Genomic DNA, 13,635 nt, shown 5'->3' on the forward strand with positions numbered 1-13,635 from the left:
GCCTTCCTGTTTCAGGGACTGAATTCAGCGGGTGGTGAAAACCGATTTGAATTCTTGCGGCCAGCGCGGGTGCATGACGCTATACGCCACGGCATAGCTGAGCGCGCCTGCCACGATGTTGCAGATCAGGTGCAGGTAACCTTCAAAACCTGAGAGCGACGACACGTACAACACGGTCGCTGCCATGACGAGCGAGGCAATCACGCTGCGGTAATTGCAGTCGAAGAACCGGCGCCAGCCGTAACCGATAGCGGCGTTGAGGCCGCGGATTTGCAGCGGCGTGATGATCAGCATCCGCGCCAGCAGGGCGAGGGCCGCGGCCATGCCGCCATAAACGCTGCCCAGGCCGTAGACCAGTGCCAGCGCCAGCACCGTGGTCACCACTTCAGCCTTGATCGTGAGGTGGCTGCGGTTGACCGCCACCAGTGCCGTGGTGGCGTACATGGCGGTGTTGCCAATGGCCGCCGCGCAGGCCAGCACTTGCAGCAGGGGAATGGCATCGGCCCACTTGGCGCCGAAGATCAACAGGATGACGTCGTTCGCCGTGAGTGCGATCCCCAGGAACAAAGGCGTCAACAGAAAGCCGCTGACGGCGGTCGAGTCGTCAATGATCCCGAGCAATCGCGACGGCTCTGCACTGCGCCGGGAGAACGCCGGCAGCGCATAGCTCAGCAGACCGTTATAAATCGCCGTGCGTGGCAGATCGATGATGCGCATCGCCATGTTGAACATGCCGACCGCGTTGGCGCCAGCCGCCATCCCGAGCACCACGTTGACCCCGCGCTGAAGGGTTTGAGAGCTCAGTGCGTTGATGGCAACCGGTGTACCGGCCTTCAACAGTTCGCGCAGGACCGGACCGTCAATATGAAAGGCAATGCGCCGCGGGTCTGCGCGCATCAATACGATGATGGACACCAGCTCCATGATCAGGGCCTGGGCAATGACCGCCCAGGCCCCCAACCCGCAAAGCGCGACAGCGATGCCGCCAACGCCACCAAACACCTTGCCCAGTAACGTTCGCGACGCCAGCGTCTTGAAGTCGCCGCTGCGGCGCATTTGCGCGACATAGACACGCGCCATCATGGTGAAGAGGATTTTCACCGACGCCACCGCCGTCATCCATTGCAGCAGTGGCTCGGACGTGTACAGCGTCGCCGCACCCGAGATGAATACGATCGAAACCAGGCTCACCAGTACCGCCGCCCAGAAGGCGGTGCTGATGTGCTTGTCCTCCAGCCGCTCGAGTCGCACCAGCGGGTCTTCCAGCACCGATGAATAAATCAGCCCGATCAACTCGACGATGGCAATGATGATCGTGCCCACACCCAGCTCCGCCGGAGACAGCAGTCGGGCATACACGACAAAGGTGATCATCGACAGGAAGATCAGGCCGAACTTCTCGGTGAAGATCCAGCCCAGGGTAGTGAGGCGACGGTTGGCCATGGCGGATACCGGTTCAATGAGCGGTGGTTGACGCCGTTGGCTTGCGCCATGTTTTGGCGCAGGCGTAGAGGTAGCGCAAGGTCGGTTTGCCGTGATCGAAGAACAGGGTTTGCCAGGAATGCTTGAACATTCGCTGGTACACGTCGATCACCTCGACATGCTCGCCGCCTCGGGAAAACGTATTGAGAAAGTCGGTGTGATTGGCCAGCACGAATTCGATCTGTTGCTGCTTGCTCAACTGCGCGGCGTAGCGGTCGAGGTACACCTCGATGAACCTGATCTTGTTCTGATAGTGCTTTTTCGGGTTTGCGGTCATGTTGCCGCTGTTGACCGTGCGCTCGAGCAGCACCTGCGGCACGGTGTGGATCTCCCAGTGCTCGGCGATTCGGGTCCACATGAAGCGGTCTTCGCAGTAACGCAGGCCGGCATCGAAGCCACCCAGTTCCATGATCACGTCGCGCCTGACCAGTGCGGCGGAAACGCCATTGAGAACGTTGGCGCGGATGAAATCGTAGAAATGCATGCCGTTCTTGAGCAGGTTGTCCAGTTGCCGCCTGCCGTCGCTGTAGTTGACCTGCGTGTAGCAGTCGACCAACCCGACCTTGCGACCCTGATGAGTCAGCTCGTCGTACAGCGCCAGCTGCAGCTCCAGTTTTTGTGGACGCCATTGGTCATCGGCGTCGAGCATCGCCACAAACGTCTCTTGAGAGTGGCGCATGCCGTGGTTGCGGGCGCTGGCCTGGCCTTCGTTGGCTTGCTGCAGCAGCGTCAGGCGAAACGGCGCGGTGAAGTCCTTGACCCGTTGGGGGCCGTCATCGGTGGAACCGTCGTCAATGACGATGACGTGATCGGGCAGGCGGGTTTGCTTGGCCAGGGACACCAGCGTTTGCTCGATGCTGGCGGCGCCGTTGTACATCGGGATGACCACGCACACTGTATGCGCTGAAGCAGGGGCTTGGTTTCGCACGGGTGTTTCTCCTGTTTTAAGCCTTGGGTTACGCCTTGGCGCAATCGCGCGCGAATGCCTGGCCGGACGGACGCTGGCGCAGGGTTGTCGGTGTTGATTCGGGGCAGGGCGCGTAGTGACGCCGAAAGGACAGGGCCAGGGTGCAGAACACCAGGAACTCGGCAGAGCGGTAGTTGGGAATCACGTACGCCACATAATTGGTGACGGCGAACAAGCCGATGATCACCAGGGCGCTGGCGCGAAACTGTGCCGCCTGGTTCGCGGTCACGGCGCGGTATTGCTTGAGCAGCGCCTCGCCCAGTAGCAGCACCAACGCCGTCAACTGGATAACGCCGCCATTGAGCAGGGTCTCCATGTAGCCGCTGTGGGCGTTGCCGATATAGCCCCAGCGCGTGATGAACGCATCGGCGTCGGCACTGGCCCAAAAGGCGCCGAAGCCGTAGCCCTTGAGCCATTGCTGGTCGACAAAGGGCGCAAGCAGCTCCCAGATCAGCGTGCGGTCCGTCAATGACGGATCGCGACCGGCCACCTCCAGCAGCCAGGCAATGTGGTTGTAGAGCAACAGGCAAACCAGCAGAAACACCAGCGTGCAACCGAAGAACAGCCACTGCGAGCGGTTGATCCGCAAACGGATCAATGTGAGGAAGTACCAGTAACTCACCGTTCCCGAAACGATCAATGCCACGCCGGTCGCCGACTGGGCGAGCAGGACGGCGATCAGCGAAAAAAACGAGCAGAAGAGGGCCCAGCGGTTGCCCTGGCGGATCATCGGCAGCAACAACAGGATGGCGATCGCGTTGAGCCGTGCGCCGGCGTTCTTTTCGGTGAAAATCCCCTTGAAGGCGCCGTCACGGATACCACCGGATAAAAACGCGACGCTTGGCATGACCACCGCAAGTATCAAGCCGATCAGCGCCGCTATGCCGATGGCACAACCGAGCATGAAGGTGATTTTTTCAAGGGGGTAGTTATAGGCAATGAACCCGGCAAAGAACACCACGCCGAGCATCGCGATGAACCGCTTGAGACTGAGCATCGGGTCGTAGGACCAGCCGATCGATGCGATGACACAGAGCAGGAACACCAGCAGAAAAAAATTGCTGCGGTAAAAGGTTTTGCTCAGGAACACCTTGTTGCGGATGAAGAAGTACAAGGGCACCAGCAGTGTGATCAGGCCGCAGACCTGATTGGCGACATTGCCTTCGAGATCTTTACCGATGTCGCCGAAGCCGGATCCGCCACCGAGTCCGAGCACAAATGTCAGCACCTGGATGTAGAACAGCACGCCAAACAAAGTGAAGCCATCGCGTAGCGTCGAGTATCTGACCTGGAGTCTGCTCATGATGCCCGGCTCCCTAGCAACGCCGCGAGGTAGGTTTGCACCGCGCTGGCATTCTTGAATCGGGCGGCTGCCTCAAGGCGTTCATGACGTTGCAGGTTGCGCGGTGTGGCGAGTTGCAGGGCAATCGCCTGCGCCAGTGCGATCGGGTCGTCGACGGCAACAAGCGGTGCAACCACGCCGTCGATGAGGATGTCCTGGGGGCCATGGGGGCAGCGAGTCGCGACCACCGGGGTGCCCGTGGACAAGGCTTCTACCAGCGCATTGGGACTGCCCTCGAACCGAGACGACAACACAAAGCAATCGGCCGCTGCCACCTCTGCCAGGGGATCGTCGGTGTAGCCCGGCAGGTCGACGCGATCGGCGACGCCCAGTGTCAGTGCCTGTTCCAGCAATCGGACCCTGAGTGCGCCTTCACCAAAAATGATCAGGCGCACGCCCTTGTCCGGTAACGCGGCGAATGCCGTGATCAGGGTGTCGAAGCCTTTTTGCGGCGCCAGGCGACCAACGGCGACAATCACCGTGCCGGACTTTTCCAGGAGCCAGCGGTGGCTTGGCAGCCCCGGCGTCTTCTCGCGGAAGTTGTCGTCGAGCACCGGGTTGTCGGCAGTGGTCACGTCGCGGCGGCGCGCAATGGTGGTATCGATCAGGTCCTGGGCGACACCGCGGGAGACGCAGATCACCGGGTTGGGAATCAGCCGATACAGCAGCGGTGCCACCCGATATGCGACCCGCACCATGAAGTCGGGGTTAACGTGTTTGTCATGGGAAAAGGCATTGCGCTCGCTGACATGCAGCCGCGCCAGGGTGCCGGACAGCAGGGCAGCGGCGATTGCCACCACGTTGACGTGGGTGAGGGCCGCCAGTTGCGCATCAAAGCGATTGGCGCGAAGAAACCGCGCGAGTGCCGGCACCGCGCGCGAGGTGCGTGGGCTGCGCAATTCAACCTTTTTGACACGGGGGTCGAGGTGCGCTGCATTGGGCCCGCCGCCGGTCAGCAGTAACAAGGTCACGTCATTGCCTGCGTCGACCAGTGCCGCGGCAAGACGCATCATCATTTTCTCGGCCCCGCCGGCGCTGAGGTCATGCAGGATAATCAGCAACTTTTTCATTGGTTCCATACCTGGTAATACGCCTGCGCCGCGTGCTGGCTGGTGTAGGGACGGATGGCGTCGGTGAGCATTTTTTCGCTGGGTGCCACTTGCCCCCTTGATGTCAGGCTTCGCCGCATGCCATCGGCCAATGCCGGAACATCGTTGGCGTTGACCAACAGGCCCAGCTGGCCGTTGTCCAGCAGTTCCCTGGGACCGGTCTCGCAGTCGCATGCCAGCACCGGCGTACCCAGCGCCAAGGCCTCGATCAGTACGGTCGGCATGCCTTCATGAAGAGAGCTGAGAATGAACAGGCGTGCATGCCTGAGCAGGGGATAGGGGTTGCGCAGGAAACCGGTGAAGTGCACCCGCTGCCCGATACCCAGGCGTTGTGCCTGGGCGGTCAGTGCTTCGCGTAACGGACCGTCGCCGGCGATCACCAGGTCTGGCAGCGCCTGGCGTTGCAGCGCCATGGCGTAGGCATCGAGCAACAGGTGAAAGCCTTTCTGTTGCGTCAATCTGCCCAGGCCCAACCAGTAGTCACCGGGTAACCCGGCGGGCAGTGGCGCCTGCGCGGCTTGAAACAGCTGCTCGGTGATGACCGCGTTGGGGCAATAGCGCACTCGCTGTCGACCCCAGGGCAGCATGTCGACGAGGGACTGGCGCAATGCCGTGGAGACCGTCACCACTTTGCCGCTGCCGCAGAGGTACAAGGCATAGAGAAGGCGCAGGCTGGAGGGGCCGGTTTTCTGCTCGGTGCAATCGAGTGTCACGTGTCGGCTATAGATGACTTTGCAGGCACTGCCCAAGGTGGCGAACCAGGTGCAGACGTTGGCCTGTTCCTTGGCGGAAATGAGGTGGGTGACGCCCTCGCGACGAATCAGCCGGCGTAACAGAACGATCGACCGGAGCAGGCCGACGATGCCGTTGCCACCGCCGTTGTTATGGCGTTCTGCGCCTGTGGTGTCCGGCGTCTCACCGTTCATGACGAAGAAGCTCACGCGCTGGCCATCCTTGAGAAATTGCTCGGATAACCGTTGCTGCACTCGCTCAACGCCGCCACCGGAATTGAAATCCTTGAGAATGAACAGAATGTGCATGGTCATTCCCCAACGCTGATGGCGACTTTGTGCCGGGCGAGCATCGCCAGCAGGTGCAGGAAGTTGCTTGGGTAGTCGATGAAGTAGCGTTTGATCGTATGGGGTTCGCGGTACATTCGATAAAACGCGCGCATATGCAGGCGATCGATCACCGCCGGGTAGTATTGCCGCGTGGCCAGGGCTTCCTGGCGAATGAACCCGCCGCAGGTGAACGCCACACCACGAAAGCCTGCGCGCATCGCGTCCTGTTCGAACTGCTCTTGCAATCCGGCACCCAGGCCGACGATCAGAATGTTTGCTTCGCTGCGGCAGATGTCGGCCTGAATGCTCTCGGCCTGGGCCGCATTGAAGTAACCGTTGTGATAGCCGGCGATGGTCAGGTGTGGGTAGAGCGCCTTGATCTTGCTGATGAACAGCTCCAGTTCGCTCTGTCGTGCGCCAACGAAATACACGCGTTTGCCCTGTTGCTCGGCACTGCCGAGTACCAGGTCGGCAATGGACGTGAAGTCAAAGCTGACCCGGCCGATCGTGCGGCCTGTCACCCGGGACATGAACGTCGACATCAACATGCCGTCGCAAAAGTAGGCGACGGAGCTCGGGGCTTTTTCGAAGAAACTGCCAATGGACGCAAAGTTGATGAAGGAATACGCCTGGTTCGCGTCCAGCAGCTTCGGGGAAAATTGCCCGATCAATTCCAGCCTGATCATGGCGCCACTCCTTCTTGAAAGACGGAAGGGGTCTGACGGCCCACGGAAATGTAGGTAAAGCCGCGTTTGCTCAAACGCTGCGGGTCGAACAGATTGCGGCCATCGAAGATCAGCGGTTGCTTGAGTTGCCGCGCCAGCAGGTCGAAGTCCGGCGCCCGAAACGACTGCCACTCGGTGACGATGATCAGTGCGTCGGCATTTTTCAGTGACGCTTCCTTGGTGCCCGCCAGTGTCAGGTCATCGCGCGCACCATAAATACGCTGGGCCTCTTCCATGGCTTTGGGGTCGAACGCCTGGACGCGGGCACCGGCCTGCCACAAGGCCTCCATCAATACCCGACTGGGGGCTTCGCGCATGTCGTCGGTGTTGGGTTTGAAGCTCAGGCCCCACAGGGCAAAGGTTTTGCCGCGAAGCGCGCCGTCGAAGTGATCGAGGATCTTGTTGTACAGGCTGGCTTTCTGCTCCTGGTTGCGTGCCTCGACGGCCTTGAGCAACCGGGCATCAATGTCGACGCTGGTGGCGGCATGTATCAGCGCCTTCACGTCCTTGGGAAAGCACGAACCTCCGTAGCCCAGGCCCGGGTAGATGAACTGATAACCGATGCGTGGATCGGAGCCGATGCCGTGGCGCACCATCTCGATATCGGCGCCCAGCTTTTCGGCGAGGCTGGCCATTTCGTTCATGAAGCTGATCTTGGTCGCCAGCATGCAGTTGGCGGCGTACTTGGTCAGTTCGGCGCTGCGAACGTCCATGACGATGATCTTTTCGCGGCTGCGATTGAACGGTTCGTACAGTTCGCGCATGACCGCTTCGGCGTGCGGGCTGTCGGTGCCGATGATGATCCGGTCGGGGCGCATGCAGTCTTCCACCGCGCAGCCTTCCTTGAGAAATTCCGGATTGGAGACCACGTCGAACGTCAGGTCGCTGCGATCGTTCTCGGCCAGTACCTGCTCGATGCGTGCGCGCACCAGGTCACCGGTTCCGACCGGCACGGTGGATTTGTCGACGACGATCTGGTGACGGTCCATGTTCAGCGCGATGGTCTGCGCCACGCTCAACACGTATTGCAGATCCGCCGAACCGTCTTCGTCAGGCGGCGTACCGACGGCGATCAACAGCACGTCGCCATGGTGAACCGCGCTGGCCAGGTCTGTGCCGAACCGCAGCCGCCCGCTTTGATAGTTCTCGCGCACCAGGCTTCTCAGGCCTGGCTCGTAGATCGGCAACGTGCCTTCCTTCAGTGCCTCCACCCTGGCCGTGTCGACATCGACGCAGAGCACGTTGTGCCCGACCTCTGCCAGTGCGGCACCTTGGACAAGGCCCACATAGCCAATACCGAATACGCTCACATTCATGGTCAAACCTCAGGTCGTCGTGACAGTGATCTGCGATGGGGCGGGGGGTCAGTAGATGTTTTTCGAGAACAGCGTGAAGGGGGTCTTGATGAGGATTTTGATGTCGAGCCACAGCGACCATTGGTTGATGTAGTTGAGGTCCTGGGCGACGCGCAGCTGCATCTTTTCCACGGTTTCGGTTTCGCCTCGATGCCCGGTGATCTGGGCCAGGCCAGTGATGCCAGGCTTGAGCCGGTGGCGGGCCATGTAGGCGCGGACTTTGCCGGTGTAATAAATGTTGTGGGTGACGGCGTGGGGGCGGGGGCCGACGAGGGCCATCTGGCCGGACAAGACGTTGAACAGCTGGGGCAATTCGTCGATGGAACTGCGGCGCAAGAAGCGTCCGAACGGCGTGACGCGATCATCGTCACGGGTGGCCTGGCGCACGTCGCGGTCGTCGTGCAGGCGCATCGAGCGAAACTTCCAGACCTTGATCACTTCGCCGTTGCAGCCGTGGCGATTTTGCATGAACAACACCGGGCCGGCAGAGGTCAGCTTGACGGTAATCGCCACCACCAACAGCAACGGGCTGAGGACAAGAATGGCCATGGCCGCCAGGCTGCGTTCGAACAGGTCCTTGCAAAACAGGCTGGCGGGGTGCGAGCTGAGCAGGCTTTCGTTGAGATAGATGGCCGGCATTCGTTCTATTTCAGAGATCGAATGGTTGAGCAGCACCATGCTGCCGAAATCCGGGATCCACACCACGTCGACGTTCATGTCCAGCAGGTCGATGTAGAGCGCTTCAATGGTGGCGGCGTGTTCCATGGTCAGCACGATGTAGACGCGCCGCACCTCCAGGCGCGTGAGGATTTCGCGAATCGCGTCAACGTGGCCGAGCAGCGGCAGGATGCTGGGAGCGGGGCCGCTGTCATGGGCAGTGGCGATGAATCCCAGGGCCAGCGCGCGGTTGGGACTGGAGAGTTTTTTCGCCAGTTCATGGGCCGTCGGGCAGGTGCCGATGATCACTGAACGGCGCCCGTTGCAGATCATCTTCGAATGCAGTCGGGCGAAGTAATGCAGGGGCAGAAAACTGCCCACCTGGACGAGAAATCCCAGCACCGCCCAGGCCACGATGACCTGGCGCGAGTAAATCGCGCTGGTCTGGGTGATGAAGGCAATGGCCGCCAGAACGGCCAGCAGGATCAACCAGCCGGCCAGTAAGCGGCCGATCCCGACCACCAGGCCATGACGTTTGTGGAAGACCTGCATCATGCTGTAGATCGGCACCGAGCCGAGCACCGTCAGGATCATCAGGGTGCGGTATTCGCTGGTCAGGCTGCCAACACGCCAGTGCACGAGCAGCATCAAAAGCGCGATGGTCAGCGTCATCGCACACAACCACTGGCCCCAGAACGTCAGGCCTCGGCGGTGTGTCATGTGAGCGGTATAGAGCGGTGTCATGGGCTTGACCTCGAGGCAATGAATTCATCAGCACTGAAGGAGCGGGCACGGCGAAGCTCCCGCAGGCTTTCCGTAGCTCGGCAGAGGTGAAGCGAACGGTTGTGATGGCAGTGAAAGGCGTAGCGACAGACCAGGGCGGTCAGGCGTTACCGGGGGGCGAAGTCATAGTCATAAAACGTTTTGGAATGGTGGTAGCCGTACTTGCGCGCCTTGCGCAGGTCTACCTGGTTGAGGACGGTACCGAATACCGACACCTGGCTTTGTTGCAACATGGCAATGCCTCTCTGCACCTGGCTGATCGGCGTACTGTCAGCCTTGACCACGTAGATCACTGCGTCCGAGTGCTTGGCCAGCAATAGCGCGTCGCTGATCATCTCCGCAGGCGGCGAGTCGATAATGATGTGGCGGTAACGCGATTTCAGCGCATCGAGCATGCGCGCCATGCGCGGTGAACTGAGCAGATCCTGCGGCGGAGGCTGGCGTGCCGGGTTGAGAGCATCCGCTGGAGACGGCAGGCGCGGCGCAGAGAACAGATCCAGCGAAGGGGGGATGACCATCCCGGCCGGCAGCATGTCCAGATTGCCTACCGAAACGATACAGTCTTCGAGCCTTGCGGTGCCGGCAATGACATTGGCCAGCCCCGGGCTGTCGGGCGGAAAGTCAAAGTTCAGCGAAAGCGTTGGCTGGCGCATGTCCGCATCGATCAACAGCACGCGCTCCAGTGAAGCGAGCGAACTGGCCAGGTTGTTGGCGATGGTGCTTTTACCTTCACCGGCGACGGTCGACGTCACCAGCACTACCTGCGACGGCATTTCGCTGCCTTGCAACATCAGCCAGGTGCGCAGATTGCGAATGGTCTCGCTAAAGCGCGGGTTGTCGTTGTCTTCGAACAAACGGGCCAGTTGCCGGCGGCTTTTTTTCCTCACCAGCGGTACGACGCTGAGCAGAGGAATGTTAAGCGCGCTCTCAATCGTTTCATCGGTTTTGAAGGTATTGCTCAGGCTCTCGAAGAGCAGGGCCAGGGCCACGCCGATCACCGCAGCGATTAAGCCGACGATCCCGACAATCAATGTTTTACGGGGTTTGCTCGCTTCGGTAGGTACGATGGCCGGGTCGACGATGCGCACTTTTGTCGAGTCCATGTCGGCGGTGGCCGTGGTTTCTTTGAGCCGGGTGACGAAGGTTTCATACAGCGCGCGGGTGCTGTCGACCTCACGCTGGAACTCGCGCAGCTGGAACTCCTTGCGGGCAATGTCCTGGATCTGCGCCTTGTTGCTGTTGAAGGATTGACGCAGCGAGGCTTCGCTGGCAGAGGCGAGCTGGTATTGCCGTTCGATACCGGCCACCACTTGTTGCACCTGGAGTTGCAGGCTGGTGGTGGCGGCGCGCAGTTCCGACTGCGCGGACACCAGGCTCGGGTGTTTGGGACCATAGCGCCCCGACAGCTCCTCGACCTTGGCTTGTGCCTTGGCCCGTTCAGCCTGGAATTGCTGGACCAATGGGTTACTCAAGACCGCAGGGACGCTGGAGAGTCGGCTCAGATCACCATTGCTCAGGGACTTCGCCTGACGGTACTCGCTCTCCGCTTCAGCGCGGTTGCGACGGGCGTCGACCATGCGATTGCCGGTCATTTCCAGTTCGTTGGCGCTGATGGTTGCGACCCCGCCAACGTCGACCAGACCTTGCTCTTCCCGATAGCCTTGAAGCTTCTTCTCGGCCGCCCGCAAGTTATTGCGCAGCTCCACCAGGCGTGTGTTCATCCAGGCCGTCGTGGTTTGCGAGGATTTCTCGCTGGTGTCGAGTTGGCTGTCGGTAAAGCCCTTCGCCAACGCATTGGCCGCCGCTGCCGCCAGAACAGGGTCCGGCAGCTCGACCTCGATTTCCAGCAACTGGCTCTTGCCGACGAACTTCACGCTGGTGTGCAGCATCAGGTTCTGGGTGACGATATTGAAGACGTCTTCTTCAGTTGGCGTTTCCTGCACAGGCATCAACCGACCCAGTTCAGGAATCCATTGATCGAGGTTGAGGTCGGCCAGCCATTGGCGCGGCGTGAACCAGGGTTTCGGTTGCTGGCGCGGGTCGGTGATCGGGTGGGTGGTCAGGTCGAGTGTTTTCACCGCGCGTTCGGCGAGGTCTCGTGATTGCAGGAGCGCCTGTTGTGTCTGCAAGTAATCGGTGGCGTTGCTGCCTGATTCCTTGACTTGCTGGAAGGACATCAGCGGTGGCGTTTTATCGTTGAACAGCAAGGTGGTGCTGCCGACGTATTGCGGCGTGATCTTCGTGACCACAATGATCGCCAGCAGACAGCTGACCAGGACCAGCCATCCGATGCTCCATTTGGCGCGCCAGATCACCCTCCAGAGTTTCAGAAGATCAATCGTGTCCTTGTCTTCGCTGTACTGCTGATGCAGATGCGTTTGCAGAGGACGTTCGACGTAGGTGCTAGGGCTGTTGTCCATGATTAGAAAAAGCCTTGTGCAATGGAAATGGTATCGCCGGGGGCAATCGTGGTGCTGCGTGTCACTTCGTCGGTGAGTGTGGCGGCGCCATCACCGCGCACGATGGTCACGCGTTTGATCGAGGCCCGTTCGGTCAAGCCGCCGCCCAGGGCGATGGCTTTCTCCAGGGTCAGGCCGGGTATGAAGGGGTAGTTGCCGGGCTTTTTCACTTCGCCGTTGATGTAGAACGGGCGGTATTCGATCTGGCTCAAACTGACTTTCGGGTCGATCAGGTACCCTTGTTTAAGTCCGTCGACGATGATCTTTTCGACTTGGCCGGGGGTCAGTCCCTTGGCGGAAATCTCGCCCAGAAAGGGGTAGGAAAAGGTGCCGGCATCGCTCAGGCGGATCTTTTTCAGGCTCAACTCCGGCTCGCCAAACACGATAATGCGCAAGACATCGCCGGCGGCCAGCTTGTACTGGGTGCCGGGGTCTGCGGCATAGGTATTGGGGAAAACTGCCAAGGCGAACAACAGGCCAAGAGTGTGTGATTTCATGGCGAAACCCTCTTAAAGGCTGACGTTGAAGCTGATCTGAAAAACGTTGCGGGTAAAACTTTCGTTGTCGGCATCCGAGTCGTTATCGCGGTACCGATAGCCCATTTCGATTTCCAGCCACCGGCGCATCGCATACACCACGGCCAGGTTGTAATCCTGCCGGTCGTCCGTGCGGCTTTGGCCCTCGTAGACGTATCGGCCGAACCCGGCTTGTGCCACGGTGGTGATCCGTTCAGTCCAGCCATGGCGCCAACCGACCTGGGTGAAGGTCGACTTCACGGCATCGGCACCGTCGTCGCCCTCGGCCAGCGCCTGGCGGGCGACGAAGGTGAAGGTTGAATAGGTGCGTGGCTTCCATTGCATATCCACTTGCCACGTGGGGTTGTCGAGGTCCTTGGATTCGCTGCTGTCGAAGTCCTTTTTCTCGTAACCGATGCGGACTTTACCGGTGGTTTTGGCGGTGATATCCCAGACGGCACCGGCGAGTACGGCATTGGAATTACTGCTGCGCTGGCTGTTGGCTTGCAGGTAATCAAAGTTGGAGTAGTTGTATTCCAGCAGGCCGCGGGTGTTACTGCCGATGCGGTGGTACCAGGTGCTGGTGACTGAGGTGGTATCACGTTCCTTGTCGTCATTGACGCCATCGCCATTGTCATAGCGAAGCTCTGCGTAGTTGGCGCCGAAATCGATCTGGTTGTCCGCGCTCTTGGCGCCGTAGGTGTAGAGGCCACCCACCCGTTTGTTGTTGAGCTTGTCATTTTCGCCTTCGACCGCCGTCGATTCGGTGCGCTGCCATTTGCGGTATTCGGCGTCGAGTGCCAGGCGATGTCGGTCGGTGAACTCCATGACGCTGTCCGCGCGAACGCGCTGTGCCGTGTTCGAGGCGCTGGTGTGCTCGTGGTAAATGTACCGGGTGGGCTGCCAGGTCAATCGAGTGGCGCTGTTGCGGTCTTCAGCCTTCAGCTCGAAGGAGGGTGCCAGTTTGGTGATCATGGACTCCTGTACATTGCTTTCCAGTTCGCGAAAGTTGTCGTCATAACTTTCTGCAAATGTGAAAGTTGGAGTGAAATCGAATCCGTAGATATCAATAGGTTGCGGATTAGTACTCCAGGCAATTCCAGGGTATAGGGAGGCCATGATCAGTGCAAAAGGGCAGCGTGACTTCAAGACCATTTTATAGCTCCTAGCGAAAAGCATA

Annotated in this window: 11 protein-coding genes; all 11 read right to left on the minus strand. The window is 60.1% G+C overall.

Annotated features, from left to right (window positions below; genetic code table 11):
* Window positions 1–24: 24 nt before the first annotated feature.
* Window positions 25–1,443 (minus strand): oligosaccharide flippase family protein, encoded by a 1,419-nt coding sequence (locus M5G20_RS06015; protein ID WP_273918355.1) that lies wholly within the window; start codon window positions 1,441–1,443, stop codon window positions 25–27.
* A gap of 13 nt (window positions 1,444–1,456) precedes the next feature.
* Window positions 1,457–2,410 carry a glycosyltransferase family 2 protein gene (locus M5G20_RS06020; RefSeq protein WP_273918356.1) on the minus strand — a complete coding sequence of 318 codons (954 nt, stop codon included), beginning with the start codon at window positions 2,408–2,410 and terminating at the stop codon, window positions 1,457–1,459.
* 28 nt (window positions 2,411–2,438) lie between these two features.
* On the minus strand, window positions 2,439–3,752 hold the full coding sequence (locus M5G20_RS06025) for an O-antigen ligase family protein (protein ID WP_273918357.1): 1,314 nt from the start codon (window positions 3,750–3,752) through the stop codon (window positions 2,439–2,441).
* A complete protein-coding gene (locus M5G20_RS06030; RefSeq protein WP_273918358.1) occupies window positions 3,749–4,861 on the minus strand; it encodes a glycosyltransferase in 1,113 nt (370 codons plus the stop codon). The genes M5G20_RS06025 and M5G20_RS06030 overlap by 4 nt, the downstream gene beginning before the upstream one ends.
* Window positions 4,858–5,940, minus strand: coding sequence for a glycosyltransferase (locus tag M5G20_RS06035; protein WP_273918359.1), 1,083 nt, complete (start codon window positions 5,938–5,940; stop codon window positions 4,858–4,860). Before M5G20_RS06035 ends, M5G20_RS06030 begins: the two co-directional genes overlap by 4 nt.
* 2 nt (window positions 5,941–5,942) lie before the next feature.
* Window positions 5,943–6,647, minus strand: coding sequence for a WecB/TagA/CpsF family glycosyltransferase (locus M5G20_RS06040; RefSeq protein ID WP_273918360.1), 705 nt, complete (start codon window positions 6,645–6,647; stop codon window positions 5,943–5,945).
* Complete coding sequence (locus tag M5G20_RS06045) at window positions 6,644–8,002, minus strand: UDP-glucose dehydrogenase family protein (RefSeq protein ID WP_273918361.1); 1,359 nt, start codon at window positions 8,000–8,002, stop codon at window positions 6,644–6,646. The genes M5G20_RS06040 and M5G20_RS06045 overlap by 4 nt, the downstream gene beginning before the upstream one ends.
* Before the next feature lie 48 nt (window positions 8,003–8,050).
* A complete protein-coding gene (locus tag M5G20_RS06050; RefSeq protein ID WP_273918362.1) occupies window positions 8,051–9,442 on the minus strand; it encodes an undecaprenyl-phosphate glucose phosphotransferase in 1,392 nt (463 codons plus the stop codon).
* A gap of 146 nt (window positions 9,443–9,588) precedes the next feature.
* Window positions 9,589–11,901 (minus strand): GumC family protein, encoded by a 2,313-nt coding sequence (locus tag M5G20_RS06055; protein ID WP_273918363.1) that lies wholly within the window; start codon window positions 11,899–11,901, stop codon window positions 9,589–9,591.
* 2 nt (window positions 11,902–11,903) lie between these two features.
* Complete coding sequence (locus M5G20_RS06060) at window positions 11,904–12,437, minus strand: polysaccharide biosynthesis/export family protein (RefSeq protein ID WP_150733057.1); 534 nt, start codon at window positions 12,435–12,437, stop codon at window positions 11,904–11,906.
* A gap of 12 nt (window positions 12,438–12,449) precedes the next feature.
* Window positions 12,450–13,634, minus strand: a complete 1,185-nt coding sequence (locus tag M5G20_RS06065) for an outer membrane beta-barrel protein (RefSeq protein ID WP_337994289.1) — start codon at window positions 13,632–13,634, stop codon at window positions 12,450–12,452.
* Between the last annotated feature and the right edge of the window lies 1 nt (window position 13,635).

This window comes from Pseudomonas sp. TNT2022 ID1044 (genome assembly GCF_028656895.1).
Classification (GTDB): Bacteria; Pseudomonadota; Gammaproteobacteria; order Pseudomonadales; family Pseudomonadaceae; genus Aquipseudomonas; species Aquipseudomonas reinekei.